18 protein-coding genes are annotated in these 25,423 nt (G+C 65.2%); 4 read left to right on the top strand and 14 right to left on the bottom strand.

Going from position 1 to position 25,423, the window contains the following annotated elements; genetic code table 11:
* Positions 1 to 137: 137 nt before the first annotated feature.
* A complete protein-coding gene (locus GA615_RS09505) occupies positions 138 to 1,415 on the bottom strand; it encodes a class I SAM-dependent rRNA methyltransferase (protein ID WP_152051050.1) in 1,278 nt (425 codons plus the stop codon).
* A 90-nt stretch (positions 1,416 to 1,505) separates the two neighbouring features.
* Complete coding sequence (locus GA615_RS09500) at positions 1,506 to 1,838, bottom strand: hypothetical protein (protein ID WP_152051049.1); 333 nt, start codon at positions 1,836 to 1,838, stop codon at positions 1,506 to 1,508.
* Between the two features lie 145 nt (positions 1,839 to 1,983).
* Between GA615_RS09500 and GA615_RS09495 the strand changes: the two genes are divergently transcribed.
* Complete coding sequence (locus GA615_RS09495) at positions 1,984 to 2,373, top strand: ATP-dependent Clp protease adaptor ClpS (protein WP_152051048.1); 390 nt, start codon at positions 1,984 to 1,986, stop codon at positions 2,371 to 2,373.
* A 50-nt stretch (positions 2,374 to 2,423) separates the two neighbouring features.
* On the opposite strand, the gene GA615_RS09490 is transcribed toward GA615_RS09495, so the two are convergent.
* On the bottom strand, positions 2,424 to 2,996 hold the full coding sequence (locus tag GA615_RS09490) for a hypothetical protein (RefSeq protein WP_152051047.1): 573 nt from the start codon (positions 2,994 to 2,996) through the stop codon (positions 2,424 to 2,426).
* A gap of 380 nt (positions 2,997 to 3,376) precedes the next feature.
* Here GA615_RS09490 and GA615_RS09485 point away from each other — a divergent pair, with 380 nt between their 5' ends.
* Positions 3,377 to 4,351, top strand: a complete 975-nt coding sequence (locus GA615_RS09485) for a WD40 repeat domain-containing protein (protein WP_152051046.1) — start codon at positions 3,377 to 3,379, stop codon at positions 4,349 to 4,351.
* Positions 4,352 to 4,569: 218 nt separating this feature from the next.
* Complete coding sequence (locus GA615_RS09480; RefSeq protein WP_152051045.1) at positions 4,570 to 5,016, top strand: hypothetical protein; 447 nt, start codon at positions 4,570 to 4,572, stop codon at positions 5,014 to 5,016.
* On the opposite strand, the gene GA615_RS09475 is transcribed toward GA615_RS09480, so the two are convergent.
* The 3 genes from GA615_RS09475 to GA615_RS09465 form a co-directional block, all read right to left on the bottom strand.
* Positions 4,998 to 6,716 carry an HAD family hydrolase gene (locus GA615_RS09475; RefSeq protein WP_152051044.1) on the bottom strand — a complete coding sequence of 573 codons (1,719 nt, stop codon included), beginning with the start codon at positions 6,714 to 6,716 and terminating at the stop codon, positions 4,998 to 5,000. The two genes, GA615_RS09480 and GA615_RS09475, sit on opposite strands and share 19 nt — an antisense overlap.
* Before the next feature lie 64 nt (positions 6,717 to 6,780).
* Entirely contained in the window at positions 6,781 to 8,274 is a 1,494-nt protein-coding gene (locus GA615_RS09470; RefSeq protein WP_152051043.1) for a hypothetical protein, read from the bottom strand.
* Positions 8,267 to 9,643 (bottom strand): ArnT family glycosyltransferase, encoded by a 1,377-nt coding sequence (locus tag GA615_RS09465; protein WP_152051042.1) that lies wholly within the window; start codon positions 9,641 to 9,643, stop codon positions 8,267 to 8,269. Before GA615_RS09465 ends, GA615_RS09470 begins: the two co-directional genes overlap by 8 nt.
* A gap of 485 nt (positions 9,644 to 10,128) precedes the next feature.
* Here GA615_RS09465 and GA615_RS09460 point away from each other — a divergent pair, with 485 nt between their 5' ends.
* The gene (locus tag GA615_RS09460; protein WP_152051041.1) at positions 10,129 to 12,153 is read left to right on the top strand and encodes a hypothetical protein; all 2,025 of its coding nucleotides are present in this window, start codon (positions 10,129 to 10,131) and stop codon (positions 12,151 to 12,153) included.
* Here GA615_RS09460 and GA615_RS09455 read toward each other — a convergent pair.
* The 8 genes from GA615_RS09455 to GA615_RS09420 form a co-directional block, all read right to left on the bottom strand.
* On the bottom strand, positions 12,077 to 12,745 hold the full coding sequence (locus GA615_RS09455) for an RluA family pseudouridine synthase (RefSeq protein ID WP_152051040.1): 669 nt from the start codon (positions 12,743 to 12,745) through the stop codon (positions 12,077 to 12,079). The two genes, GA615_RS09460 and GA615_RS09455, sit on opposite strands and share 77 nt — an antisense overlap.
* A gap of 54 nt (positions 12,746 to 12,799) precedes the next feature.
* A complete protein-coding gene (truD, locus tag GA615_RS09450; protein WP_152051039.1) occupies positions 12,800 to 13,990 on the bottom strand; it encodes a tRNA pseudouridine(13) synthase TruD in 1,191 nt (396 codons plus the stop codon).
* Positions 13,991 to 14,175: 185 nt separating this feature from the next.
* Positions 14,176 to 15,651: a DUF1501 domain-containing protein gene (locus tag GA615_RS09445; protein WP_152051038.1), complete on the bottom strand. Its 1,476-nt coding sequence runs from the start codon at positions 15,649 to 15,651 to the stop codon at positions 14,176 to 14,178.
* Positions 15,652 to 15,785: 134 nt separating this feature from the next.
* Positions 15,786 to 20,924, bottom strand: a complete 5,139-nt coding sequence (locus GA615_RS09440; RefSeq protein ID WP_152051037.1) for a DUF1549 domain-containing protein — start codon at positions 20,922 to 20,924, stop codon at positions 15,786 to 15,788.
* A 552-nt stretch (positions 20,925 to 21,476) separates the two neighbouring features.
* Complete coding sequence (locus GA615_RS09435) at positions 21,477 to 21,800, bottom strand: hypothetical protein (RefSeq protein WP_152051036.1); 324 nt, start codon at positions 21,798 to 21,800, stop codon at positions 21,477 to 21,479.
* A 15-nt stretch (positions 21,801 to 21,815) separates the two neighbouring features.
* Positions 21,816 to 22,883: a carboxymuconolactone decarboxylase family protein gene (locus GA615_RS09430; protein ID WP_152051035.1), complete on the bottom strand. Its 1,068-nt coding sequence runs from the start codon at positions 22,881 to 22,883 to the stop codon at positions 21,816 to 21,818.
* 83 nt (positions 22,884 to 22,966) lie between these two features.
* Positions 22,967 to 23,374, bottom strand: a complete 408-nt coding sequence (locus tag GA615_RS09425) for a hypothetical protein (protein WP_152051034.1) — start codon at positions 23,372 to 23,374, stop codon at positions 22,967 to 22,969.
* A 40-nt stretch (positions 23,375 to 23,414) separates the two neighbouring features.
* Complete coding sequence (locus GA615_RS09420) at positions 23,415 to 24,410, bottom strand: DUF1559 domain-containing protein (protein WP_152051163.1); 996 nt, start codon at positions 24,408 to 24,410, stop codon at positions 23,415 to 23,417.
* Positions 24,411 to 25,423 lie beyond the last annotated feature (1,013 nt).

Genomic DNA, 25,423 nt, shown 5'->3' with positions numbered 1-25,423 from the left:
GGCCTTTGTTGCCTCGATTGGATGAACGCCCCCCCAGCGTACACAAGTCGAGGGCCGAACTCGACCCTGTCCCCCCCGAGATCCGAGGGGTCATGAGTTCCGGAATCCAGGAGAAGCCCGCCTCGGTTCCAGAAGGGTCATCCCTCGGTCGCGGGTGGAGCCTCGGGCCGATCACCGACGAGCAGCCAGGCGGCCTTCAGGTACGCCCCTTCCGGAGCTTCGAGTCCGACCGGATGATCGGCCGAGGCTCCGGTGACGCTGAGAATCCGAGCCGATCGACCCGCCCGACGACCGGCTGATCGCAGGATGCCCAGAAATTCCTCAGCCGGAAGCAAGCCCGAGCAGGAACAGGTCAACAGCAAGCCGCCCGGCTCGACCAGGCCGAGGGCCAGGGTGTTCAGGTCGAGGTACTTCTTCCGCCCCTCGTCCATCTCCAGTCGAGAGCCGATCAACTTCGGCGGATCGAGTACGACGACGCCGAAGCTCCTGCCGTTGAGTCCCATCTGCCGCATGTATCCGAAGGCGTCGGCATGGACCAGTCCCATGCGCACCTGATTGAGGTTCGCATTCTCGCGAGCCATCGCCACGGCCTTCTCGTCGAGATCGACCCCCGTGACCTCCTTCGCCCCCCCTTGGATCAAGGCCGAAAGGCCAAACCCGCCCGAGTAACAGCAGACGTCCAGCACCTCGCGATCCCGGCAGTAACGGGTCAGCTCGCGGCGGTTGTCGCGCTGGTCGCAGAAGAAGCCGGTCTTGTGCCCCCCTTCGAACTTGACCCGATAGCGGATGCCGTTTTCTCGGATCTCAACCTTCTCCGGAGCGTCCTCGCTGACGACCGGGCGCCCGCCGAACGCCTCGGCCTGAGCAATTCGCTGATCGACGTGGACCCGGTAATGCGCTGTTCCCGTCGCCGACAGAAGCCGGTCCATCAAGGGGCCGATCCGCTGATAAATGCCCAGACTGAACACCTCGGCCGAGAGGACCTCGGCGAACCGATCGACGATCAAGCCGGAGAGGCCGTCTCCCTCGGCATGGACCACCCGGTAGGCATCGCTGATTGCCTCGATCCCAAGAATGTCGCGACGAAGCGCGACGGCGTCCTGGATTCTGGCCTCCCAGAAGGCGGCGTCGGGGGGAGTCGTCCCCCGGGCGATCAACCGAACCGGGATCTGCGACTTGGCGTTCCAGAGCCCGAAGCCCAGGGGAACACCGTCGCGGTCGATCACCCGAACCAGGTCGCCGTCATTGGGCCTCGGGCCGGGTTCGGGGCCGATGACCATCTTCTTGAAGATGAACGTATGAAGCCCCGGAGAACGAACCCGAACCGTCGGCACGGTTCCTTCCGGTTCCAGCGCTCGGGACGGTGCCGGAATCCGTTTTCGATTGTCCACCTCGCCCACCCGATCGTCCGCCATCGTTGCGCGTACCCCTGCGTGTCAACTCGTCTCGAACCTTGGCCCGCTTGCCCACCGATCGTCGTTCGGAAATCTTCGAGGCCGAGGGCCTTACTCCTCGTCGTCGTCCGGCCCTTCCAGGCCTTCCAGATCGTTACGGACCAGGCGACGCAGCCGCACGAGCAAGGCCGTGGCGTAGCGTTGCACGGCGATCTGACGAAGCATGACCTCCTCGGTCGCGGCGTCGAGCGGAATCGCGGCCAGGTCACGATAGGTGCGGTTGAGACTCTCCCAGCCGGCGTTCAGCAGGGTCTGGGCCAGTTCCGGGCGGTCGGCCGGGTCGGCCTCGCGGACCTGAACCAGTCCTTTGCGGACCTTCTTCATGGCCTGTTGCGCCTGCTGGAGCTGTCGGAGGGCAAGGCCGGAGGTCATCTTCTGGGCCATCAGTTGCTCGGTCGGATCGGGTTGGATTGGATGGGGTTGGCGAATTTGCGCTACACAGAGATGGTCGCCGAAGACTATTCTAATCAGGTCACGTCTGATCCGTCCAAACGCCCTTCTTGTCCAACTGCTCCTGGAGCCGTCAGGGATGAGTGAATTCGACCACGAACACTCGGGCGATACGTCCGTGGCCGATCCCATCGTCACGACCAAGACCGCTCCCAAGCCGCAAAAGCACGCCGAAAACGAAACCGAGACCCGGCGCCAACCGCCCTACAACGTCATCATCCTGAACGACGAGGAGCATACGTTCGACTACGTGATCGAACTGCTCTGCAAGGTCTTCCGCCATTCGCTCGCCACGGCTCAGGAACTGACCTGGCGGATTCACCTGACCGGGCGGGCCGTCGTCTTGACCACGCACAAGGAACTGGCCGAGCTCAAGCGCGATCAGGTCCTCGCCTACGGTCCCGACCCTCGGATGAGTGTCTCCAAGGGGCCGCTCGACTGCTTCATCGAGCCCGCGCCGGGAGGATGATCCCAGGTGTCCGTCGAGCGGAGCGTTGCCACTCGCGTTCCGGGTCGTCCTCAGATCGCTCCGCCCGAACGCTCCTGAAGCTCGGCCCAGCGCGACTTCAGCTCGCCCAGGATCCGCCAGAACAGGTCGCTGTGCATGGTGCCGGGTACCCGTTCGCAGGCTCGGGCATGAAAGCGCTGGGGCTCGGTGTATTCGAGATGGTGGGCAACCTCGTGCAGGAACGTATCGAAAAGTTCCTCCAGCGATCGCCGTCCCGACTCTCGATCGTGCGTGTAGATCCGGATCAACCGTCGGCGACGATAATAGCCACCAAGAACCCTGGCCGTGGCTCGGGGGTTAATATCCAGGACGAAATCAACCCGAGGCGGATGAATTCGCTCCAGACGACGCAGGAACAATGGGCCAATCGCCGACAACGGGGGTTCATAGCGCGAGGCAGTGACTCCGGGGGCTCGGGCCACCTTCGTCCCCTCGGGAGGACGCGCCGTATCGGCCCGATCTCCCACCCGGTCCCGTCCTTCGGCCGAGCAGGTTCGATCGGCCTGTCGATCCAGGTCTTCTCGAATCGAATCGAGCACGTTGCGGGTTCCGTGCGGCACGTCGAGCCAGTCGCGTTCGAGCATGAGCGGCGAACCCGTTCGATGGATTCCAGGAGGCAACCCCGGAGTGGGGAACTGTCAGGCTGACCCTTTTGTCATTCTGAGTTTAGCATCGGATGGCTCCCTCGTCAGCCGGGTTCACGACGGCGAGTTGCCTTGCCACGTCCTCGATTTGCGGCAGAGGTGCCGGGAATCGTAGCGCGCCAGGAATCCTTGCTCCTCACGGAGCGCTCCGTTGCACCGATGCTCTGGCCCGTCTATGTTCGGCCGGAACGGACGGGAGAATATGCTCGGGACTCTGCCCCGAGCAGTTCGAGCGGCCCGTACAGCCCTCCTTTTGATCCGACCCGGGAGCCCGGAGGCTCCCCGATCGGCCCTCCCTGACCCGATCCCGGAACCTCGCCATGAGACACCTTCCTTGCCTCCTCTCCCCTCTCGCCCTGATGGTGCTGGCCACTCCAGCCTTCAGTCAGGCTGAACCGGCCGGAACGCTCGAAGGGCACGAGGAGCAACCCTACGCCGTTTGTTGGAGTCCGGACGGAACGGCCATTCTCTCCGTCGGCTTCGACAAGACTCTGCGCATCTGGAACGCCGAAACGCTCGAACAGCGCGCGGTGATCAAGGCGCACGACGATCTTGCGCTGTGCGTCGCCGTGAGCCCGGACGGCACCAAGATCGCCACCGGAGGCCAGGACAAGCTTGCCAAGATCTGGCCGATGCCCGCCCCGGAGACCGAAGCTCCCACCGAGCCGTTGGTCACTCTGACCGGGCACGAGGGGCAGGTCTATGCCGTCGCATTCGCTCCCGACGGCCAGCGGATCGCCACCGCCGGAGCCGACAAATCGCTCCGCCTCTGGAATGTCGAAACCGGAGAAGCGGGCCGAACCATCGCCGAAGCGCACGCGGCGATTGTCTACGCCGTCGCCTTCCATCCTTCGGCCGATCTGATCGCCTCGGCCGGCGACGACAACCTGATCAAGTTCTGGACGTCCGACGAAGCGGCCGAACCTGTGAAGGCCGAAGGACACGAGGCGGCCGTCTACTGCATCGCCTTCAGTCCCGACGGCTCGACCCTGGCCAGCGGCTCGGTGGACAAAACCCTCCGCCTCTGGAACGTCGAGGACGGCTCGCAGCAACGCGTGCTTCGAGGCCATACCGACGACGTCTACGCCCTGGCCTGGTCGCCCGATGGCTCACGGTTGGTGTCGGTCGGCTACAGTGGCCAGATTCTCATCTGGGACCCCCAGTCCGAGGAACCGCTGTCCCAGCAGCGTGTCGCTCCCGACACCCGAGCCTCCAGCGTGGCCTTCAGCCCCGATGGCCGCCGACTGGCCGTGGCCGCCTCGGATGGCCTGGTCTATCTCCTGACCATGCCCTGACCAGAGCGAAGGCTCCCTACGCTCCCACCCATGCGTTCGTGTCGCGCTGTTGCCCCGGTCGAGCGCAACCCGTGTTGTTTCCTGGCAGTCCTCCTCCCTTCGACCTAGTGTTGGGATGAGTGCACGAGGGACAGGTGGTTGACACCACCACACGCGTCCCCATTGGCACGGCACCATGCTGTGCCCCAGGAACAACCTCAGAGAAAAGGGTGGGAACGATGGGGATTCGCCTGCTGACGAGTGAAAACACCCGCCGATCGACTCCCGAGATTCCTTACAACGGAATGGACCGACGCAGGGCCACTCGGTTCGAGGCCGTGGAAGATCGCATCTGGCTGGGGTGGTGGGATGGCGAGGTCTTCCAGACGCTCGGCGCGCTGCTGCTCGACATCAGCCGCACCGGAGCGGCCGTCATCTGCCCGGATGGGCCGACCGAGGCGATGGATGCCTGGTTCTGCATCGTCGGCCCGAGTCTCTCCGGAGGTGCTCGGGCTCGGGTCGTCGCCCGAGAGCCGATTCCGGACAAGCCCGACCAGATCCGGCTCCGCCTTGAATTCCAACCGACGTGCCCCGAAGATCTCTATCTCGTCGCGCTCGGCTTGCTGTCGAACGATTGGAGCGAAGCCTCGCACGCTGAGGCCCTGAGTCAGGTCGGGAGCAGGTAACGACGGGCGATAGCCTCTCGCATGGCCGATCGGCCCCCGGCCGCGTCCGAGCCATAGCGATCGGCGATCGTCCGCGCCTCCTCGGCCAGTTCGTGATCCTTTAACGCTGTGGTAAACCAGGAGGAGTAATCTCCGTTGTGGAGATGGTGGAGCCACGTCTCTTCGTCGACCCCTTCGCCGATCTGAAGAAACATCCAGAGGTTCTGCGCTCGAAGGTTGAGCCGATCATCAGACCCTCTGTAGTAAAAGCTCAGGTGGGGTTCGAGTTCCCCGATCGCATACTTTCGTGAATGACGACGACGCTCGGTTCGAGCCGGCAGGCTCCGGACCACTCGGGGAGGCCCCGCGCCGGGGCGTCGCGACCAGACCACGCATTCTCCCGGGGCGAGGGTCCGATCGTCCTCCACGGCCGGGGGTTGCTGACCAATTGCCTCCGCGAATCGAGCGAGGGTTTTTCCCGGCGCCTCGCCAACCGCCCAGACCTCCTCGACCGTCGCAAGGACCTCCGGCGCCATGCTCTCCGGATGCACGGTGATGAACAACGCCCCGCGCAGATCGAGCGGCAAGGTCGTGGGATGCCGGCCTCGGGGCAACAGATGATGCGCCTCGTCAATCACAATCCATTGCGGTCGGCATGTTCGTGCCCGAAGCTCCTGAAGCCTTGGCATCAACGCATCAAAAAATTCCGGCCGATGGGGCATCGAGAGACCGATCAGGTTGACCACCACCGTTTCGTCGGGGTGTTCGAGCACATCGCCCACTTCCTCCAGCGGTGGCGGCGACTCCGCGCTTCCCAGCACGATGGCCTGCGGAAAGGTGGTGTAATCCCCTTCCGGATCGACAATGCAGGCCTGATACCCCCGCTCCGCAAGTCGTTCCAGCACCCCGGTCACCAGGGTTGATTTGCCGCTGCCCGAGGTCCCCGCGATCAGGACGTTCAATCCGAAGGGCGGGAACTGAACCATCACCTCCTCGTCGTCACGATCGTACCCAAGCGGGATGTGATGCCGCGTCAGCCTTGGCTCCAAACTGGCTAGGTCATCATCGAGCAGCCGATCGACGAGCTGGCAAACTCCCTGGCCTCGGGGGTAATCGGCGGTCCAGTCGGCATGGTCCATGAGCGAGGCGATCGCATTCTCAACCGCGACCCCGCACTCGGTCAGGCGGAGCATCGCGTGGTCATTCTCCGCATCCCCGACCGAAACCACGTTGCGCGGCGAGAGGCCGAGCCTCCGGAGCGCCTCTCGCAAGCCGCTGGCCTTGTTCACGCCGCTCGGCAGGATCATCACGGCCTGCTTGTTGAAGATAACCTGCAACTCCAGACCCATCTCGTGAATCGTCTCGATTACCGCCTGCTGATGCGGCTCCCAGGTTGCCACGATCACCCGACCCACGCCCAGCGGCAATACCCCTCGCTCCTTGAGCCGGTCAATGAATTCCCTGGGTGGCGGCTCATCGAGCAGCGAAATCTCTCGGAGCTTCGGATCGTAGATCAAGCCCCCGTTCTCGGCCACGACACAGTCGAACAGCTCAATCTGAGGACAGACCTGAAGCAGTTCATCCAGTTCCCGGCCCGTAACCATGATCAATTGCCGGCCCGAGGACTTCAGCCGCAGCAGGGCCAACTCCGTCTGCTCGTCGATCGCGCCGTGAGCGGCCAGAGTTCCGTCATAATCGGCGGCAAGTGCAATGTAGCGCATGAAGTTCACCGGAGCGCCGGATGCGATCGCCCCGACCGCTCAAGCGGCAAGATCGGGGCAGGTGTCAGGGCGTTGACCCGAGACGATCGCCTCGGCTCAGAACCGCCATCAAACCAAGGATTGCGACCACCTGACCAGCGACCAGCGGCACGAACTGGAGCCACTGGCGCTCCGCGTCGAGACGGCTGACCCATGCCGGCCATCCTTCCGAAACGATCGTACGGGTGAATCGCCCACCAATCCACCACGGTGCAACTGGCTCGCCAAGCCAGTGCGGCAAGACGATCTGCGTGGTCGGATCGGTCAGGTCCTGCGGCAACTGCGCCCCAACCCCTTGAAACAAGAGGATCAAAACCCCTCCCCCCAGAGCCAGCAAGATGGCGGGAATGAGCGCCCAACGCCCCCCGACTGCCAGCACCCCCGCCACGCCGATCATCCCAAAGGGCAGCAACGGCACCAGCAACCGAGGCCCGGTCGACCACCCGCCCGTCCATTCCGGATAGCTCACATTGATCAGGAACACCGCGACACTTGCCAGCATCGCCACCAGTCCCAGGCCCCACCGCCTGCGAGCCATCAAGGCGATCCACCCCGGCACCGCTAGCATCAGAATCGGGGCATAGAAGAACAGGCCCCGATACCTCCCCCACAGCAAGGGGGCCGTAAGGCTCCAGTCCGGCGATCGCAGGCCCAACGGGTTGTCCTCCGAATGCACCTGAGCGAACTGTTCGGTTGCGTGGTGTGCGTAACCAATATCGAGGGGGGAGCCGAACGCCAGCAGGTTGTATCCCATCAAGATCAACGTCGGTCCCAGCGCCCCGACCGCAAACATCCCGAGCCCCTTGATCGGCATGGCCTTGCCCAGCACCTTCGCCAGCACGACGCCCGCGAGAATCGCCGAGATCGGCCCGACCGACAGCTCGACCACCGACGCGTAACTCGCCAGCCAACCCGCCAGGGCCATTCCCCACAACGGACGTCGGGCTCCCGGACGATCGATCAACGCCAACGATCCCAGCAAGCAGGCCGCCGCCAGTTGGTGACCGTAACTCATCGTCGCATACGCATAAGCCGGAGTCGCCAGGCCGTAGGCAAGGCCCACCAGCACCGCCCCTCTCGGACCACAGCCGACCCGACCAGCCAGCACCACCAGGACCGCCGCGCCGATCGCCGTGGCCAGACCGGCCGTGCCGAGGGTCGTCCAGTAGTCTCCCGGCCAGTGCCGCAAGGCCGGCTCACCGATCGGGTGATCGGGCAAACCCACCGCGACCTTGGCAATCGCATACGGAATCGTCGCCACCAGCGAGTAACCCGGCTGCTTATCGGTATAGTAGCGATCGTCGATCCGGGCGATGTCGTTCGTCTGCACCCGGTAGTCGTCGAGCCGAATCGTCCCCTGATCGACCAGCGCATAGGCCAGCATCAATCGGCTCGCGCTGTTCCAGTCTCGGGCGTGCCAGAAAAAGGCGAAGCTCGCCAGCAGAATCAGGGCCACTCCGACCGGCGCCAGCACCCGATCCCGAGCCGACCAGCCGGGAAATTCCTCGCGATCAGCCACGCGTTCCATCCCCCGGGCCGTTGCTTCGCCAGATCAACCCGATCACTCCCGACACCGCCGCCGCGCCGAGCACGGCCGCTCCCGACTGAATCGGCAGCATGTAGCGATCCCAGGCCATCGGGATGAACGCCGTCACCGTCGCCATCGCCACGAGAAACTGGACCAGAACGGCCCAGGTCGTCGGGGCTTGCCCCGCTCGCAGCTGCCGACCCCCCATGCGGATCGACCAGATTCCTCCCGCCAGGACGATCGGCCCCCAGACCAAGGCTCCCCAGTCCTGGTTCCAGTCGTACCGAACGATCGAGTCCGTCGTCCTTGGCCCGAGCGGCCCGAACCGGCCGAACCCCTGCACGCCGACCACGGCAAGCTTCGCTCCCAGCCCGTCCACCGGATACCCCTGGGCCTTGAAGACCGGATGCTCCTGAGCCCCTCGGGACACGTCCGAGCGATGCTCCATGACCGCCAGGGTCCGGCCAATCACCCCTTGCTCGGCCAGGCTCACGACCCCCTCCGGCGCTCCCTGGGGCAGCTTCGGGTCGGCCGTCAACACCGGGTTCCCGACGATGAAGGTTGCATAGGCCACCAGCCCCGCCAGAATCACCGCTCCCACCACCAGGCCCTTCCGACCCACGCTCACCCCCGGCACCACGACCGCCAGAGCGGCCCAGGCCACCAGGGTCATTGTCGCCAGGCCGCCGCTCAGCTTCGCCAGCGCCGCCAGGCCCGCCAGCGATCCGGCTCCGAGCGTCATGGCCAGCACAGCACGTCCCCGACGATCACCGACCATCAGTTCTCGCCAGGCCCAGAGCGCCACCGCCAGCGCCAGCAGTATGAATGCCTCGGTCGGCACGTCCGACATCGCCCGCCGGGCATGCATCCGGTAAAGCGGGTTGATCGCCAGCAACACCCCCGCCAGCAATCCGGCCCGAGTCCCGAAGCTCATCGCGCCGATCGCCGCCAGGGCCAGGCAGCCCAGCGCCCCAAGGACCACGGTCGGCCATCGGGTCCAGACGAGCCGATCCATGCCGCCGAAGGTCGTCGCCGTGTTGTTGTACCAGGCAAAGGCATCGGCCCGATCGGGCATCGGCCGGCCTCCCAGTTGGATCATCGCGCCGATCAAGTACTTCGGCAACGGAGGGAGGTCGATCGCCGGATATTCGAGCCAGGCAGGGTCGTTCCAGTCTCCTTCCCACCAGAGCGGGCCGAAATACGCCTGGGAAAGGTAGGCCCACTCGTCGATGAAACTCGGTTCGTCAGCCAGGCGGAAGCCGAAGCTCGCCAGGGCAAACAGCCCAACGGCCACGAATCCGAGCCGGGTCCAGAAGGATCGACGGGGGAGTGTCTCGGAATCGGTTCCGTCGGCAGGCATGATGTCGGGGGATCGGAAAAGTGGGGTTGCGCCGGTCGGAGCGATCGCGCCCGGGGTAGTGATGGGGTTATTTTAGAAATCGGTACAGATGACTGGCAACCATGCGGCCATCGGATATGGTTCCCTGACGCTCGATTTGCCACCGTGCCCGGCGACCGAATCGCCGAACATCGGTGTGTGATGACAGGGGCGTCGCGCCTCGACGATCGGCGGAACGATTGCCGTGACCGTCGTGCTCCGACTGCCGCGAGCGAATTCATGCCTTCCCTTGAGCATTCCTCCACCCGAGCGTTCGATTCGCGGCTCAACGGCATTCCAAGGCCCTCGGGCCTGGTGGTCCCCCCTCTCGTTGTTGGCGTCTCGACCCCGACGACTTCGGTCGTCCGGCATCCGCAACGTTCCCCGATCCGCCCGGCCATCCCGGCCTGGGGGGTTCGTTCGGGCACGCGACGGGCCGGGTCTCGAACTCCCTGGAGGAATCCCCGATGAAGACCGAGCGAAGCGCATCGACGGGCCCGCCCGCCCGCCGGGCGTCGCCTCGCCTCGCCCTGATTCTCATGGCCCTGGCGGCGATCAGCCTGGAGGGATGCCAGTCTCTTCAGTCGATCAACCCCTTCCGAAACTGTGTCGGCTGCGGTCCTCTCAGTAGGATCGGCAGCGGCGGTGGCCTGTTCAACCGCAACCGCGGGCGGATCGTCTACGAGGAGCCGCCGATCATTCTTGATTCGGCTCCTGGTGTCGAGGTCTTGCCTGGCGAACCCGCCATCATCCAATCGACCCCACCCGTGGGTTCGACCCTCGTGCCGGCCGATCCGGCCCTGACGACTCCCCCCACTTCGATTCGTCCCCCGGACGACAACACGCTGGAGCTGGAACCCTTACCTGAACCTTCGGGTCGGGCGCCGCAGGGCTCCGGGACTCCGCGGGCCAGTGCAGATCGTACGCTGGGGAGTCGACCGATCGATCGGGCCTCCACCACTCCGACCTCGACCGGCGATTCCTTCGCCGATCGCATGGCAAGACGAAGTAGTGATGAGGCTCGGCCTCGCTTCGGCTTCGACCCGGCTCCTGAGCCGGGTCGGGGCGTCCCCCTTCCCGCTCCCAGTTCCGTAGCTCGCACCGACTCCCGCGAGAGCCTTCGGGTGATCGATCGCCTTCCGGCTCCCGAGAGCATCGGCCCCGATGAGTCCGATGATCTCGCCCCTCCTCCTCCGGTCGAGCCGAAGCCCGAAACCCCTTCTGCCGAGCCGACCCCGCAACCGGCTCCGGCCGCGCCTGTGGTTGAGCCGACTCCCGAGCCGGCTCCAGCCGCGCCCGTTGTTGAGCCGACTCCTGAGCCCGAGACTCCCCCTGCGGTCGGTCAGGCGATCGAGCCGGAACCGGTGCCTGCGGCCGACCACGATCTGTCTCCTCCGGCGGTCGTCGAACCCATGCCTCCCCCGTTTGCCGAGCCGACTCCCGCCCCGGTAGACGGGGCTGGGCTTCAGCCCTTACCCGACCCCGCTCCTCCTGCGGTTGCGGAGCCTGAGCTACCGACTCCGACGGAGCCCATCGAGCCGCCTCCCGATCCTCCGGCGGTTTCCGAACCGACGACCCAGGTGATCCCCGAGTCGCCGCCGGACATCGGCGGGACCTCGGGGATCGGAGCATTTTATAGTGTTGCCCCGCTGCTCGCCGGCGGGGCCATTCCGGAAGAATCGGGATGGACCTGGCTGGCCGATCACGGCTATCGAACCGTGCTTGACCTGCGGCCGGTCGATCAGATCCGACCGACCGACTTCGCCTCCAGCAACCGACTCGGCCTGCGTCATGTGCTCTTGCCCATGACGCCCGGCACGATCGACGCCACCCTCGTCAACCGCTTCGAGGAAGAAATCGCCCTCGAATCGGCCCGTCCACTCTATTTCTGTGACACCGACGGCTCGGCTGCCGCGGTCCTCTGGTACATCCACCGGATCAAGGTCGATCGCTCTGCCCCCGAACGGGCCCGACGCGATGCCGAACGCATCGCGCCGATTTCCCCTTCCTTGATGCTGGCCGCACAGGCCTTCCTGAACGGCCAGCCCCTCGCCGCCCAGCCCGAGCCCGAGATTCCCGCCCTGGTCCTCGAAACCGAATACGTGGTCGAAACCGAACTCTCCCCAACCGAACCCTCTCCCGAGAGTGCCGAACCGTCTGCCGTCCACGATCCCACCACGGTGGTCGTGGAGGGGTCTGCTGCGCCCGCCGACACCGATTCCCAGCCGCCGATCGAGCCCGAACCGGCCACCACGTCTCCTGTTGCCGAGGCGTCCATCGCCGAGGTCTTCGACGATCCATTCGCCAAGTCAGCCCCGGTCGATCCCAAAAGCTGGGGACCGTACGCCGCATTCTTTCTGACAATCCTTGCCATCCCGCTTGCCTACTGGGGCTCCTCCAACCTTCCGACCGGCTTCAGGACAAGGGTCCGGGCCAGTCTGACGGGACCGGCGCGACAACCTGCGTCTCTGCCGCAGACGTCGGATGCCTGAATCGCAGTGACCGCGCATGCAGGGCAATCCGGTGCCCGCCGTCGTTCGCCGGAAGACGCCCCGAAGCCCCGTATTTCAAGTCCCCCACGATCGGCAACCTTCGAGATGCCAGTTGCACCCGGATCTGATGGCTCCTGCCACTGACCGGCCTGACTTCCAACCACGATCGACCCCGCCAGCGCTCCAGGACTCTATAGGCTAACACGGCGTCCTTACCGGCCGCTCCCACCCGCACCACATTCCTCGACTCGTCCTTGACGAGCCGATCGGTCCACGTCCCGGCCTCCTCCTTCGGCCCCCCTTCGACGATCGCCCAGTAGACCTTCTCGACCGTCCCCTCGCGGAACTGGGCCGACAGCCGACTCGCCCCCTTGCTCGTCTTGCCGAGCAGGACCACCCCCGACACCGGCCGATCGAGCCGATGCACCAGGCCGACGAACACGTTCCCCGGCTTCTGATACCGGACGCGCAAATCCTCCCTCGCCCAGTCCACCAGCGACTCCGATCCCGACTCGTCCCCCTGCGTGGGCATCCCCGCCGGCTTGTTCAGCGCGAGGCAGTGATTGTCTTCATAAAGCACAACAGGGCTCATCGAGACATCCTGTTTTGTTGCGTCCAGGGCTTTCCGAATCGAGATTGCGATCACTCACGATTCAGCCGATTGCCCGCCCGCGGCATCGGTGAGCCGCTTGACGATCAGGGTCGCATAGGCACCTCGCGGCAGCTCGAATTCCAGCTCCAGGGTCTTGCGACCTCGGTACAGATCATCGTCGTTCAGGTGCGACTGCGACCAATTCCCGGCCCGAAACATCGCCGCGCGGTCCCCTTTGGAGAGGAAGACATCCTTCAAGTGCCGGACGCGGAGATCCTCCCAGGCCATCCCCTGCTCCGCGACCACCGACCGGGCGATCTCCGCCACCTCATCCGAACCGATCACCGTTCGAGACGCAGGCAAGGGCAATCGGGTTCTGGCGAGCCGATCGACCTGATCGGGCTCCAGGCCGACCGGAACCGGCAGCTCCGCCGTCCGAAAGGGATGCACCACCCGCTGCTCCGGCCGGGTGATCCGTTCGATGAACCGGGCCAGAATCAGGTTCCAAAGGTGACTCTGATAGGCCGAAAAGTAGATCGACCTCAGGTCGCGCCTGACCCGAGCGAAGGCGCCTCGAAAGTCGGTCGGATGATCAACCAGGTACGTGACGATACTCCGAATGTGCGAACGGTCGAGCGCCTCTTTCGCCTCCGGCCATCGGCCCCAGAACTCGCGGAGGATCGCTTTCTGCCGGGCGTCTCCGGGACGGTCCGAATCGTTCTCCTCGGCCAGGGCGAGCCACAACGCCCGCTCGTGATCTCCCGCAATCCAGGCCCGGCCGATGAAGTCTCCGCTCGGACCGACCGAGCCAAACCGCTGATCGTCGAAGTAGTTGGGAATGCCGTCGCGCGGAATCTCCGTCGCCGCCCGAAGTGCCCGGGCCGCCTCGTCGTCCGACAGATCGCGCAGGACGATCCCGAAGTGGTTCCCGCGAAACGACGACGGCCCATAAGGCTCGTCGATCCGCCCGATCGGCTCCAAATCAATCTGTTCCTGATGAAGCGACCGCTCCGGCCCCTTGAAGATCGAAAGATATTGAATGGTCAGCGCGTGCCGATCCTTCAATCCCCCGTGACGCACCACATCGGGCGGCAGGTTCCAGCGGCGGCGAATCGACTCGATCGCCTCCGGAGTGCCGATCCCTCGCTTGGTCAACCGGTAGAGGACGAATCGGCCCCGGTCACCAGGTTCAACGGTCGGCAATTCCTCGACCCGAAAATCCTCGGGTCGGCACTTGATCTTCACGGCAATCGCGTCTCAACGGGCGTAGCGGGTGGGTCGTTGGGGTCAATTCCCATTGTAACGTCCCGGATCAATTCGCGCGCAAAGACGCGGAGCCGCAGCGAAGCGAACAGGAGAACTCTCTTCTCTCCCTTCTTCTCCGCGACTCCGCGTCTCTGCGCGCAATCCTTCTTCCGAATCCGGCCCAATCAGCCGAAGAGCGACGTCACCGCCTCACCCTTCACCAGTTCTCGGGGCTGGTTCAGGTGGTTGTACACAATCGTATCCGGGGCGATACCGAACGAGTGGTAGATCGTCGCCAGCAGCTCATTCGGGTGAACCGGATCATCGACCGGAGACGAGCCGGTCTTGTCCGACTTGCCGTGGACGTTGCCGCGACGGATACCGGCACCGGCCATGACGGCGGTGTAGCAGTACGGCCAGTGGTCTCGGCCGTCGGCGCTGTTGCCGTTACCGGAGGTGCTGACCCCCTTCTGCGGGCTGCGGCCGAACTCGCCGACGGCCACGACGAGCGTATCGTCCAGCATCCCCCGCTCGTCCAGGTCGGTAATGAGGGCCGAAAGCCCCTGGTCGAGCATCGGGCCCGACTGGTTCTTCATCCGCTCGGTCAGGCCGACGTGGTGGTCCCACGAGTGGTTGTCGCTGTTTGCGACCTTCGGCCAGATGACCTCGACCACCCGGGTTCCCGCCTCAACCAACCGCCGAGCCAGCAGGCAGCTCTGGCCAAAGGTGTTGCGGCCGTAGCGGTCACGCAGCGGGGTCTTTTCCTGTGCCAGGTCGAACGCCTCGCGAGCCTTGCCCGAGACGACAAGGCTCAGCGCCCGGTCGTAGTACTCGTTCAGGTTGTAGTTTGAGACGGATTCATCCAGGACAGGCATTGCGTCGTTCAGGGCCTCGCGAAGCTTGGCCCGGCGCTGGAGGCGAAGGGCGAAGACTTCGGGGCGGAGCTGGAGGTCATCGACCTTGATCCGGCTCATCTTCTCCATGTCCATGTCGTCACCCTCGGGGTAGAGGGTGTACGGGTCGAACGACTTGCCGAGGAACCCGGCGGTTCCCCCTTTGCCGACCACGTTCGACTCTTGCAACGGGCGAGGGAGCATGACAAACGGCAGCATCGGCACCGTCGGCGGCTGGATGCGGATGATGTTCGAGCCGAAGTTCGGGAAGTCTTTCGGGCTCGGCGGTTCGAGCTGACCGGATGGGCTGACCTTGTCGGTCGTGTAGCCGGTCATCATCTGGTAGATGGCGGCGGTGTGGTTAAACAGACCGTTGGGGGTGTAGCTCATCGAGCGGATAAAGGTGTATTTATCCGCAATCTGGGCCATCTGCGGCAGAATTTCGGTGACGTTGACGCCCGGCACGTTCGTCGGAATCGATTTGAAGGCGCTTCGGACCTTCTCCGGGGCGTCGTCCTTGGGGTCCCAGAGGTCGAGGTGGCTCGGGCCGCCCTGCAGGTAGACGAGGATGACGCTCTTGGCCTTGCCCCAGCCGGGACCACCCGCGAGCCGGCCGGCGTCGTTGGCCGAGGCGGCCTGCAACTGAAGCATCGAGCCGAGCGACAGGCCGAACAGGCCCGAGGCTCCGACGCGGAGAATATCGCGCCGGGTGGCGCCGAGATGATCGTCGCAGAGGTCCTTGCCGCTGGGTCCGGGAACGAACAGCATCGCGGTCCTGCCTTTCGATGGGCGGTTCGGGGGATCGGTCCTACGAGCCGTCAGGAGGGGTGCGAAGGCAGGTTCGGATTCGAGCACGTCTCAATCCGGTATAACCTGTCTTCCGCCCTCGATCGCATTCCAAATCAGTGATTGAACAGGAACGCCGGGCTGTTGATCAGGGCCCAGGCGATATCCTGGGCCGCCGTGAGCCGGCGGGTTTCGAGCTGGTTGGCACTCATGGCCAGGTCGGTCCGAAGCCGGGCCAGGGTCGGGTCTTCGGGCAAAGGTTGTTCGGCCTCGGCCAAGCGCTGGCGAAGCTGCACGAGCTTCGGATCTTCGGGCAGGGGCTGCTCGGCCTGGGCCAGGGCCTGCTGTTTCTGTCGGTACGGCTGGTCGATCGCCTTGAAGTAGGCCAGGACCGAGGCCCGTTGTTCGTCGGTCCAGTCGGTCTCACCCGCGGCGACCAGGGACGCAAAGTCGTCCGGAAGGCTCACGCCCACCGACTCCGTTTGAGCGCTGAGCGCGAGGCGGAACCGGCCGATCGAATGCTCTCGACTCTGGAAGTTCTGCACCATCTTGATGGTCAACAGGGTGCCTCCGGGGTGATTGAGCGGCTCGGCCAGCTGGAAGGTGGCCCAGTGGGTCACCCCCGAGGCCGGCGAGACGGCCCAGCCCTGTGCCGGGTCCTTGTCGTTGCCATCAACCGCAGCAGTGATCGGAAGGTTGTCCTGGCTGAAATCGGCCAGCGGGTTGACCAGCGAGAGCTTGCGGATCTGGGTCGGATCGGTCAGCGGAGCGGCATGGACCTCGATCTCGTTGAGCACGAAGTTGCCGTCCTTTGCCCGGCCCGGCCCGTTGCGGGGCAACGACTCATCGGTCAAAACTTCGAGCCGCAGCGCGGTCAGGCCCGTCAGTTCCGTCTCAGCGACGATCGTGTAGACTCCCTGACCGTTCTTGTCGCCCGATGCCACGATCGAGCGGTCCTCGCGCTGTTCCAGCGTCGAGCCGTTCGAGGCCGTCATGCGGCGGGCCTCCAGCGACTCCCAGGCCACGAGGTTCTTCGACTGCTCGGCGGCCCACTGGGAAATCTTGGCGGGCAGGTCGTTGGAGGCGTACCCCTCCAGATCGGCCCTGGCGGCAGCGATCTTCTCCTGCCGCGCTTGCTCTTGCTCGGCAACCCGGGGGGCGATCTCTTCCTCGTAGGCCGAGAGTGCCTCGCGGGCGGCGGCGATCGCCTCCTCACGCTCCCGTTCCCACTGGGGCATCAGGGCGGCCACTTCCGCCTCTCGGGCCACGAGGGCGGCGGCGAGTTCCTGATGGTCTGCGCCGATCTCGTCGAAGACGGCGAGGCAGGCGTCGATCTCGCTGACCGTCGCCGGCCGGTTGAGGATGCGGAGGAACAACTCGTTAATCAGCGAGGCATTCCCGTCTTCTTCCTTGGTCAACGAGGCAATGGCGTTGTTCGCGTCGCCGATCGCCTCGGCCACCGTTGGGCCGCTGACCAGGGCCATGATCGGCCCGAGTTGCAGATCATCCGAGCGTTCGCACTCGCAGGCCGACTCGCGAACCGGTCGGCCGAAGGTCGTCAGGAACCCGCTTGGCAGGTCGATGCCAGAGTCGGGCAAGGCAGCGGCTCGGGTTCCTTCCGGCACGCCGGGAATCTTCGGCGTCGCGCCGGCGACCTTGTAGATCGCGTCGTAAAGCACCTCGGCCGGCAACCGCTTCGGCTGGGCGCTGGCGTAGTTGATGGCGTCGTCGGCGTTCCACTCGTTCGTCTCGACCGACAGTTGATAGGTCCGCGAGGTGGCGATCAGCCGCATCAGGTGCTGCACGTCGAACCCGCTGGAAACGAACTCGTCGGTCAGGTAATCGAGCAACTCGGGGTTCGTCGGCGGGTTGCCGGCGCGGATGTCGTCGAGCGGCTCGATCAGGCCGACCCCCATCAAGTACCCCCAGATCCGGTTGGCGTAGCTCCTGGCGAAGTACTGGTTGTCGGGCGAGGTCATCCAGGAGGCCAGGGCGACGCGACGGGGGGCATCCTCCGGCGCCTCGTAGTCACTTTCGTAGGGGAACGCCGGCGGCGTTGGGGCTCCGGTGCGTTCGTGAATCACCTCGGACTGCGAGGTGTCACTGACGATCTCGTACAGCGGCTTGGCCCCCTCGACGGCCGAGCCCCCAATGCGGCGATCGCCGCTCTCCGGATCGGTCGCCAGCGCGACCTGGGCGAAGAACGCGGAGGTCTCGTAATACTGGTCCTGCGTCCAGCGTTCGAAGGGATGGTCGTGGCACTTGTTGCAGTTGAAGCGGATGCCGAGGAACAGGTGGGTCGTGTTCTCCATCGTCTCCTCCGGAGTACGGAGGATCTTGTAGTACGACGCCGCCGGATTCTCCCGGTTCGAGCCGCTGGCGGTGACGATTTTGCGGACGAACTCGTCGTAGGGCGTGTTGGCCGCGACCTCCTCCCGAATCCAGTTCCGGAAGGCCCGCGCTCCCTCGGGGGCGAGGAACTTCGCGTTCACCTGCAACAGGTCGGCCCACTTGTTCGTCCAGTACTCGACGAACGCCTCGGAGCCGATGAGGTCATCCACCAGGGCCTCACGCTTCTCCCGGCTCGGTCTGGAATCGTCGAGGAAGGCGGTAACCTGCTCGGGCGAGGGCGGCAGGCCGGTCAGGTCGAGGTGGGCCCGGCGGAGGAACTCCGTATCGGTGCAAAGGTCCGAGGGGAGAATCTTCATCCGTTCCCACTTGCGGGCGACCAGTTCGTCAATCGCGTTGTACGATTCCGGCTCGGTCCAGACGAAGCCGCTCCGATCTCCCATGACGGTCAGGGTCGTGGCGGCATAGGCCCCTTCGAAGCGGGCAAGGATGGGAGCCTCGCCGCGCCGGATGGCGGAAATCAGGCCCCGATCCCCGGCAGTGGCCACCTCGGTGTTGCCACTTTCGAGGAAGGTGTGTTGCGTCACGTCGCGTCGGGTACCATCGTCATAGGTCGCCACCACGCGCAACTGCTGCCGGGCGCCGATCCGATCGATGATCGGGTTCGACGGCTGAACCTCGATGCTCGCAACCCGGGGCGTTTCCAGGTTCAGCGACGCTCCCGAGGCGATCCAGTCGCGGAGAATCCGGTAGTTCGATTCCTCGGTGTCCATTAAGACGCCACCGACATGAGCCACGCCGCCGGTCGGCTTGAGCAGCATCAGGCTATCGTCGGGCGAGGCGAGGTTGACCCGTCTGGCCGCGTGGTCGTCGGTCAACGATCGGATGTCGAAGATCGGGTCGTAGCCTCGAAGTGAGAGCTTGAAGCCGTTCTTCCCGTCCTGAGCCCCGTGACAGGTCCCCTGGTTGCAGCCGAGCCGAGAGAGAACCGGGTTCACGTCCCTCACGAAATCAACCTCAAACGGCTGCGACAAGCCCTCAACGATCACCGGAACCTTCGCCGATTTCCCCGCAAGCGAAACCTCCAGCGTGCCGTTGCCGTCAACGATCGGCGTGACGAAGCCGGATCGAGCGACCTCGGCCACCGGGCTCGACAGGCTCAGATCGGCCGTCCGGGTCAGGTCGACCACCGCGCCACTGTTCAGGGTGCCGCTGACGACGATCTGAACGGAATCAAAGAGGTTGACCAGTCGAATCTCGCTCGGAGTGACGGTCAGCTCCACCAGCTCGGCCCCTTCGGGCAGGCGGTCAGCCTCGGCCACCTCGGTCGAGTCATCCACGGCCACTCGCTTCGGCCGAACCGGCTTGCCGGCCTCGGCCATTTCGGCCGAACCTTCTTCGAGCGGAGCGGGAGACACCTGATCGACGACCGTTCCCGTCGTCGCGTCGATCACCCGGATGATCCCGTCCCCCCCGGCCGCCAGCAACTGGCCATCGGCCCCGAAGGCGATCGAGTAGAGGCCGGTTTCGGGCACGCTCAGGCGAGCGATCTCGCGGACCCCTTCCTTGTGGTAGGCGTCGAGCTTCTGGGCTTCCTCGGCCGACCGGGTGGTGACGACCTTCTCATTGATCGCCTTGATCTCGTCCGGCAGGCTCGTGTCGAAGTCGTAAGAGAAAACGGCGACCTCGCCTTGACCGTCGAGCGCGCTGGCCGCGGCGATCATCGAGCCGTCGGGGCTGACCGCCACGGAGAAAATCCGGCCCTTCATCGCCGGGAACTCGCGGATCAGGTTGCCGTCGTCGCCGATCACCCGCTTCGTCAGGCGCTCAACGCGGTAGAGCTTGGGCACGCCGTCCGAGCCGCCGACCACGATCTCATCCCGATTCGGGTGCCGGGCCACGGCATTGACGCCCCCTTTCAAGGCTCCGGGAGTGATCGAGGTGATGTTGTCCACGAATCGCTGCGTCTCGATCTCGGTCAGCTTCACCGCCATGTCCCGACCGACCGAGATCAGATGCGACCCCTGGGCCGAGAACACGGTGTCGAGCGCCCAGTCCTCATGAGCCAGCAGAAAGAGAACCTGCTCGCCCGTTTTCACGTCAATCGCCCGAACCGAGTTATCCGCGCAACCAAAGGCGATCTTCGATCCATCGGGCGACCAGCTCGCGCCGTAAACCGTGTCGTACGTGACCGGGACCGAGCGAATCAGGCGAGCCGAGGCCACATCCCAGATCTGGACCTCGCCCAACCGCCCCGGATTCCCGCCGGTGACGGCCAGTTTCGAGCCGTCAGGTGAGAAGGCGACTGACTCGATCCGCTCGGAAAGGCCGATCAGCCGGCCCGTGCGTTCCAGGGTTTCGGCTGACAGGAGCAAGACCTCGTGAAACCCGGCGACGGCGATCAGGCTGCCGTCGGGCGAAACGTCCATCGACGCAATAACGGGCGGACGGACGTAAACCGGCGGGTTCTCGGCGCTGAAGGTCGTTCGGACGTTGGCGGGCGTGTCGTCGACGGCCCCTTCGGCGATCCACTGGCGAATGAGGGCGATTTCGGCGTCGAGCAACGGCGGCGCATCCTGGGGCATCAGCGCCTCGCCGTTGGTCGGCGTGATCTGATCCATCAGGTAGCTTTCGACCGGATCGCCGGGCACGATGGCCGGCAGGGTCGATTCGCCTCCGCCGAGCAACCGCTCGAACTCGGTCATCACGAACTTGCCGCCGGCCTTTGCCGGCTGGTGGCATCCCTGGCAGTTCGCCTCGAAGATCGGCCGGATCTGCTCGTAATAGCTGACCTTCGCATCGGCCGAATCGGCCGGGGCCTCGGCGTCGTCGGCCTGTGCGGGACCAGCCCAGAGCAGGGCCATCAGGACCGCGGTCGTCGTCGGGTACCCGTACCAAGGTCTCATCACGGCGGTCTCCTGCATCGCTCGATTCGGCAGTCGAAGCCCGGAGGGATCAGAACCAGAGGCGCGTCCTGGGACCTCGCAAACCAATCCCAGGAGATTCGTTGGGGGGGGGCGCGCGTGGTGACCATCGCGTTCGAAGCTTGGCCAGAGTTGCCTGACCGGACGATGGTTCACCGTTGGTTATACAATGATCAACCACGTGGAGCCAAAACAAATTTCTCTGTCTGATCACAAGACCACAAAAGGCGTCAGCGCCTCGATTCGAGATGGATGATCCCGCAGACCAATGACTTTCCATAGGGTCCGCGCGGGAGAAATCGCCTCAGCAGTACCCCACAGAGAAGAACACGAGGGCAGAGCGGCGGTGCGCAGGCTCAGCAGGAGGAGGAAACCCACCCCTGAATCACAGAGTCGGTCCTGGCACGCAACCGGCTCGCCCGCATCCCTCGGGTCGAGGTCGGGCGAGCCGATCAGCGAGGAATCAGGGCCGAGAGTGCCCAGGTTCCCAGTCCCTTCGCGTCGGGCCCAGAGCGTCCGGGCCCGACGTCCGGGTCACTTCGGATCCTCCGGCTCATCCGGCGGAGGTTGAAAGACGTTCTCACGCTCCAGGGGGATCTGGAAGGCGTCGGCCACACGGGTCATGTAGTGGCAACGGGCCGACCACCAGACCACGTCCAGAGCCCGCTCGGTGCCGAAGTGGGCAATCAGTTCCTCGACGTCCGCATCGTCAATCAACGCCGGGTCGAGCGACAGCTCGCGAGCGAAGAAGAAGGCCGCCCGCTCTGAGGGTGAAAAGGAGGACCAGTCACCGCTGGCGAGGCGGCGCGTCCGATCGGTCAGTGCATCTGCGTCCAGGCCCGCGACCGCGAGCAGCATCTCTGTGTGACCCATTCAGTAGAAGCAGTGGATTGTCCGCGTGACGACCCAGAAGATGCTCTCCCGAAAGACCCGATCGGTCCCCGACTCGGGACTGAACGTGCGCATTGTGGTCAGCCACGCAGAGGTCAGTGTGGGCTGGTAACCCATGCCGACGAGGGTCCACTTCACACTGTGGCGGCGCTCCGGTTGCGGGACGCTCTCTGGGAGCGCAGCGAGCATCTCCTCCCAGCTCGGAACCCGGATCCGGCTGGCGCGGCCACGCTGGGCCTCAAGCCGGTCCTGCAGTTCGTCGAAATCGGTCGCCGCCCAGGTCGGGTCGCCGACGTGGGTCGGTACCGTTGGGGCGGGGCCGTCGGGGGGCCTCCGCTCCGGGACCTCCGGCATGGCGTCGAGGTCGATCTGCACCTCCAGGGGCGGCAGCGGGCCGCCCGGCTCGACCTGGACATCGAGCGCAAGCAGAAGACGGTCCTGAAAGTTGGCATAGGCCAGCAAGTGGACCATTGCGACGAACGAGGACTCGCCAAAGGCCTCGATCAGCCTGGCAACCTCGGCATCGGTGACCTTGTCCGCCTCCAGCGTCAGCGCGCGAGCAAAGGCGAGGGCATCGTGCTCCGGCCCGGAGAGCCCTTCGTGCGGGGCCTCAGTCCACCGGCGAATCGCGTCGTCCTCGAACCCGAGGCGGCGCAGGTCGGCCTCGGCGGTGTCTCGACCATACGAACTCTCGAGCGCATCGGCGGCGGCCCATCGCATGGCGGCACGAAGGGCGGGATCGAGCGAGCTTCCCGTGCGCTGGACGTGGTCCAGCACGAGCATCCGAGCCGTGGTCGCCGGCAGGGCGCGAGCCAGCACGCGAGCCCAGGTTGGCAACGCCGGGGCCTGCCCTTCGCCGTGCTCGACGGGCAGGCACGCCCATGCTTCGGCGTTATCGAGCACAGGTACGCGGGCGAGCCGGTCACCATCCCCGTGACTCGCAGGCCCCGGGGGCTCGGGCGCTGCGGCCCAGCCCGAGGACGCGATCACCGTCGCCGCGAACAGCGTGGCGACGGCCCCGATCGAGGGCACCTTCCGAAGGAGTCCCATGTCTTCGTTCTCCCGATGGAAATGGATGTGATCAGAGGCGGACATCCGCCCCGATGTGGAGCCCATCGGCCCCGACGTTCTCGCTAGAAGATCGCTCGGAAGACGGTGCGGATCGGATCGGTCCCGACCTTGTACTCGACCGTCTCGGCAACCTCCTCGCCCCCGTTCCCCTCCAGCCAGAGGGTGACCGTGAAAAGCCGTTCGGCACCCGCCGGCTTCCCCTCCCCCTCGACCTCGAATCGCGACAGACGGGTACCGCCCGACCACTTCGGGTCGGAGACGACGATCGAAGGGGACGACTCCTTGAGGTCCTCGATCGAGGCCCCCCCCTGCCAGCCTTCGAGGGCCGCGTTCAGGACTTCTCTCGCTTGGTCCTCGCTCGCGGCAACGGGCGGCCCGCTCCCGCATCCCGACCAGCAGGTCAGCAGCAGCCCGATTCCGACGGCTATCGCCGCGCGGTCGGGGGCCAATCGCCAGGATTTGACGCGCATGCTTGGTCCTCCAGCGGATCAGTTCCGATCCCCGTGGTGATCAGTAGGAATCCGACGAGACGACCTCGCCACCGTTCATCGAGCCGATCGCCCACCAGGCGGAGCGGTCGACGGTGTCCTTGACGAAGCGCACCGAACCGTCGCACAAGGCGATGTTCACACCACCGGGATGTTCACTGCTGGCCGACATCACCAGCCGAGCGGGGAACATGTAGCAGGACTTTTTGTTGGGCGTGGAGACGACCTTGAAAATCGAGGTGTGCAAAAACCCGTCGAGCCAGGGGGCGCCGACGTTCGACTCGCCGTTGGAAGGGGTGCTCGAATTCTCGACGGATTCGCAGTTCCGGAAGGCCTCATCGAGCGTCGTCGGCCAGGTCGCCGAGACGTAGATGTCGCGCCGGATCGTCGGAATGCCCTGGTTGTAGTCGCCGAGGAGCTTCTCGGAGGCCAGAATCGTGTTGCTCGTGCCGTCTCGGATCTTCGCCAGGGGGAACGACCGCTCCGGGAAGAACGGGCCGTTGGGCTCGGGCATGGTGGTGTTGACTCCGCCGGTATCCGTCGCGCCATGAGAGTAAAGGATGTTCGATCCTTCACTGAAGCGGTAGTTGTTGCCCGCCCAGTCCGTAGGGGTCTGCTGGCCGTCGGACGGGCAAAGCAGGCTGGCGATGACCGTGGCCATCACCGTCGAGTTCCCCTCCTGGACAGTCATCGTCAGGTCGAAGTTGATCGCCGAGGACACGGGAGCCTGCTCCAGAAACGGCAGTAGGCTCGCGAATCCGGAGTAGTTGTACCGCGAGGTGATGTCGTAAGGCCGCGGCGGCCGGGTCCCGCGCCCGACCGGCAGGACCCCGTGGACGTCAACATAGTTGTGAACGGCCAGGCCGATCTGCTTCAGGTAATTGGTACACTGCGCCCGCCGAGCCGCCTCGCGGGCCGACTGGACAGCGGGCAGGAGCAAGGCAATCAGCACGCCGATGATGGCGATGACGACGAGCAGCTCAATCAACGTGAACCCTTGGGTGCGTCGATTCATCATGTGTCTCTCTCCAATTCATTCAGGTGATGAGGTAAGATAAGGGCCGGTCGCCACGTTCGCGGGCAATCGCTCCGATCGCCGGCGAGGCACTCGGTACGCATTCGGGCCGGTGCGGTCGGTCGACCGCCCGGGACTCCGGCCTCTCGGGTTGTGGGGAAATGTCCGCGCCGCCGCGGAGCCCGCCATCGGCGGGTTTTCGGGGCCGAACCTGGTTGTTCTGTGGCGCAAACCACCCCTGCCTCGGCGTGCCCCGGCCTCGAACAGGGCCGTCGAGTCTCCAGGCGATCGGCTGCCAGGCATCTCGCGCGGAAGACCGCACGCAAGGCGTTCGGAGGCAGAAGCAGAACGCTCTGGGATCTGCGCGACGCCGGCAGAACGACCGAAGGTGACTCGCAGGCCGATCAGGGCCGTCGTGTCTCCGTCAGGACGCGGAGGCCCGTCCAGTGGGATAAGCGATCAGAGCCGCATCACGGACGAGTCCGGCCTCACGAGGCACCGTGGAGCCCAAGGCATGGAGGTGTGGTCGACGGGCTCAGACAACCCGGGGCGGGTGGAAGATCGGGGATGGGATGCGATCCAGACGGGCGGGCCGGTTGGGAACGGGCAGAACGTCGAGAGGCGGCTCGCTGCCGGAAGAATCCGGTCCGAGGCAAGCCCAGTGTTCGAGTGGAGGGGGGCTGATGGCCGTCGACGCGTCCGGGCGCGGGTCCGACCCACGGGAACAGCTCGGCCCGCTGCAGGGCCGATCTTCCGAACCGGGCCATCCCGTTCGCTCGTCCGCCTCGATGCCTGAGACCTTTTCAGACAGATCGGACAGCCCGAGGGCTTCCTGGAGAACGACATCTCCCGGGCGGATCACATAGAATCCGCAGTGCGATTGCTCGGCCCGAACCGTGACGGGGCTGACCGCGAACAAGACGATCAACACGACCACTGGCCCTGCCAGGGTCCCGATCGATCCGTCACGGAGTGTACGGAGTCCCCGAATCATCATGCCGATTACGTCGCTCAAA

Origin of the sequence: Tautonia marina (genome assembly GCF_009177065.1) — a bacterium.
GTDB classification, from domain to species: Bacteria; Planctomycetota; Planctomycetia; order Isosphaerales; family Isosphaeraceae; genus Tautonia; species Tautonia marina.
Note: the sequence above shows the minus strand (reverse complement) of the source record. Positions and strands in the feature narration are given on the sequence as shown.

Coding starts and splice junctions, on each gene's coding strand:
- GA615_RS09425 (WP_152051034.1), bottom strand. CDS start 23,374: ATGCGCGTCAAATCCTGGCGATTGGCCCCCGACCGCGCGGCGATAGCC.
- GA615_RS09435 (WP_152051036.1), bottom strand. CDS start 21,800: ATGCTGCTCGCGGTCGCGGGCCTGGACGCAGATGCACTGACCGATCGG.
- GA615_RS09465 (WP_152051042.1), bottom strand. CDS start 9,643: ATGCCTGCCGACGGAACCGATTCCGAGACACTCCCCCGTCGATCCTTC.
- GA615_RS09455 (WP_152051040.1), bottom strand. CDS start 12,745: ATGAGCCCTGTTGTGCTTTATGAAGACAATCACTGCCTCGCGCTGAAC.
- GA615_RS09505 (WP_152051050.1), bottom strand. CDS start 1,415: ATGGCGGACGATCGGGTGGGCGAGGTGGACAATCGAAAACGGATTCCG.
- GA615_RS09485 (WP_152051046.1), top strand. CDS start 3,377: ATGAGACACCTTCCTTGCCTCCTCTCCCCTCTCGCCCTGATGGTGCTG.
- GA615_RS09500 (WP_152051049.1), bottom strand. CDS start 1,838: ATGGCCCAGAAGATGACCTCCGGCCTTGCCCTCCGACAGCTCCAGCAG.
- GA615_RS09445 (WP_152051038.1), bottom strand. CDS start 15,651: ATGCTGTTCGTTCCCGGACCCAGCGGCAAGGACCTCTGCGACGATCAT.
- GA615_RS09490 (WP_152051047.1), bottom strand. CDS start 2,996: ATGCTCGAACGCGACTGGCTCGACGTGCCGCACGGAACCCGCAACGTG.
- GA615_RS09430 (WP_152051035.1), bottom strand. CDS start 22,883: ATGGGACTCCTTCGGAAGGTGCCCTCGATCGGGGCCGTCGCCACGCTG.
- GA615_RS09475 (WP_152051044.1), bottom strand. CDS start 6,716: ATGCGCTACATTGCACTTGCCGCCGATTATGACGGAACTCTGGCCGCT.
- GA615_RS09495 (WP_152051048.1), top strand. CDS start 1,984: ATGAGTGAATTCGACCACGAACACTCGGGCGATACGTCCGTGGCCGAT.
- GA615_RS09480 (WP_152051045.1), top strand. CDS start 4,570: ATGGGGATTCGCCTGCTGACGAGTGAAAACACCCGCCGATCGACTCCC.
- GA615_RS09420 (WP_152051163.1), bottom strand. CDS start 24,410: ATGATGAATCGACGCACCCAAGGGTTCACGTTGATTGAGCTGCTCGTC.
- GA615_RS09460 (WP_152051041.1), top strand. CDS start 10,129: ATGAAGACCGAGCGAAGCGCATCGACGGGCCCGCCCGCCCGCCGGGCG.
- GA615_RS09440 (WP_152051037.1), bottom strand. CDS start 20,924: ATGAGACCTTGGTACGGGTACCCGACGACGACCGCGGTCCTGATGGCC.